This is a genomic window from Anabaena sp. AL93 (assembly GCF_001672085.1).
GTDB lineage: Bacteria > Cyanobacteriota > Cyanobacteriia > Cyanobacteriales > Nostocaceae > Dolichospermum > Dolichospermum heterosporum.
Window position 1 is genome coordinate 1 of the sequence record NZ_LJOU01000211.1, and the last position, 1,351, is coordinate 1,351.

A 1,351-nucleotide genomic window follows, 5' to 3' on the forward strand; every position below is an offset into this window, starting at 1 on the left:
ACCAATTCTTCCTCCAGCTTGGCAGAAGTTATTGATAGAATCCTCGACAAAGGTATCGTAATTGACGCTTGGGTTCGTGTTTCCTTAGTTGGTATCGAATTACTAGCAATCGAAGCTCGGATCGTTATCGCTTCCGTTGAAACCTACTTGAAGTATGCTGAAGCAGTTGGTTTAACCCAATCAGCAGCAGTACCTGCTTAATTTAATTAAGCAAGTTCCCAAGTTAGAGAATAACCATGACTCATATTTATAGTTATTCTCCTCATTTCCCAAATTTCCGACAACAAATAACAAGGAATTAAAAAAATGGCAGTTGAAAAGACCAATTCTTCCTCCAGCTTGGCAGAAGTTATTGATAGAATCCTTGACAAAGGTATCGTAATTGACGCTTGGGTTCGTGTTTCCTTAGTTGGTATCGAATTACTAGCAATCGAAGCTCGGATCGTTATCGCTTCCGTTGAAACCTACTTGAAGTATGCTGAAGCAGTTGGTTTAACCCAATCAGCAGCAGTACCTGCTTAATTTAATTAAGCAAGTTCCCAAGTTAGAGAATAACCATGACTCATATTTATAGTTATTTTCCTCATTCCCCAAATTTCCGACAACAAATAACAAGGAATTAAAAAAATGGCAGTTGAAAAGACCAATTCTTCCTCCAGCTTGGCAGAAGTTATTGATAGAATCCTTGACAAAGGTATCGTAATTGACGCTTGGGTTCGTGTTTCCTTAGTTGGTATCGAATTACTAGCAATTGAAGCTCGGATCGTTATCGCTTCCGTTGAAACCTACTTGAAGTATGCTGAAGCAGTTGGTTTAACCCAATCAGCAGCAGTACCTGCTTAATTAAGCAAGTTACCAAGTAGGAGAATAACCATGACTCATATTTATAGTTATTCTCCGCATTTCCCAAGTTTCCGACAACAAATCACAAGGAATTAAAAAAATGGCAGTTGAAAAGACCAATTCTTCCTCCAGCTTGGCAGAAGTTATTGATAGAATCCTCGACAAAGGTATCGTAATTGACGCTTGGGTTCGTGTTTCCTTAGTTGGTATCGAATTACTAGCAATCGAAGCTCGGATCGTTATCGCTTCCGTTGAAACCTACTTGAAGTATGCTGAAGCAGTTGGTTTAACCCAATCAGCAGCAGTACCTGCTTAATTAAGCAAGCTCCATAATATCAGGATTAATTAATCCTGATATTGGTTCTGCTTTTTTTAATTATCTAGATATTTGGAAATCAACGCTTCTCAAAGGATATTACAAAAAAGTACGAATCCTTATAATGTAGTACCTGGAGAAGCAATTTCTGTTAGGTCTGGGCTAATTTACTATTTTTTGGAGAACTTCATG

General features: G+C 38.2%; 4 protein-coding genes. All 4 read left to right on the plus strand.

Annotated elements, in window-relative coordinates; translation table 11 throughout:
• Positions 1 to 201 (plus strand): gas vesicle structural protein GvpA (gvpA, locus tag AN486_RS26500; protein WP_290603055.1); only part of this gene is annotated, 201 nt, incomplete at its 5' end.
• Positions 202 to 306: 105 nt separating this feature from the next.
• Positions 307 to 522, plus strand: a complete 216-nt coding sequence (gvpA, locus tag AN486_RS26505) for a gas vesicle structural protein GvpA (RefSeq protein ID WP_015080752.1) — start codon at positions 307 to 309, stop codon at positions 520 to 522.
• 105 nt (positions 523 to 627) lie between these two features.
• Complete coding sequence (gene gvpA, locus AN486_RS26510) at positions 628 to 843, plus strand: gas vesicle structural protein GvpA (RefSeq protein ID WP_015080752.1); 216 nt, start codon at positions 628 to 630, stop codon at positions 841 to 843.
• Positions 844 to 943: 100 nt separating this feature from the next.
• The gene (gene gvpA, locus AN486_RS26515) at positions 944 to 1,159 is read left to right on the plus strand and encodes a gas vesicle structural protein GvpA (protein ID WP_015080752.1); all 216 of its coding nucleotides are present in this window, start codon (positions 944 to 946) and stop codon (positions 1,157 to 1,159) included.
• Positions 1,160 to 1,351 lie beyond the last annotated feature (192 nt).